Source organism: Streptococcus oralis subsp. tigurinus (assembly GCF_002096275.1).
GTDB classification, from domain to species: Bacteria; Bacillota; Bacilli; order Lactobacillales; family Streptococcaceae; genus Streptococcus; species Streptococcus oralis_CN.
Map to the genome: position 1 here is coordinate 1 of NZ_NCUG01000004.1, position 217 is coordinate 217.

Annotated in this window: 1 protein-coding gene; it reads right to left on the reverse strand. The window is 49.8% G+C overall.

Annotation, left to right across the window (positions count from 1 at the left end; all coding sequences use genetic code 11):
- A partial coding sequence (locus tag B7725_RS00020; protein WP_142357335.1) for a Cna B-type domain-containing protein occupies positions 1-217 on the reverse strand: 217 nt, incomplete at both ends.

Here is a 217-nt window from a genome sequence, read left to right on the forward strand (position 1 = left end):
GGTTGGTGGGATCATTGGAGCCCACGGAGTCTTTTCCTTATTGGTAATGGTGAAGCCTTCTTTCATGCTTCCTGCGTAACCGACTCCATACCACTTGCCTGTCACTTGAATGTTGTTTAAGATTTCGCCAACTTCTTTGACGGTGTACTGATGAGCTTCGCCACCAAGGGTCGCAGAGACTGGCTGTTGCTCAAAGCTGGCTGTCCAGTTGTTGGCA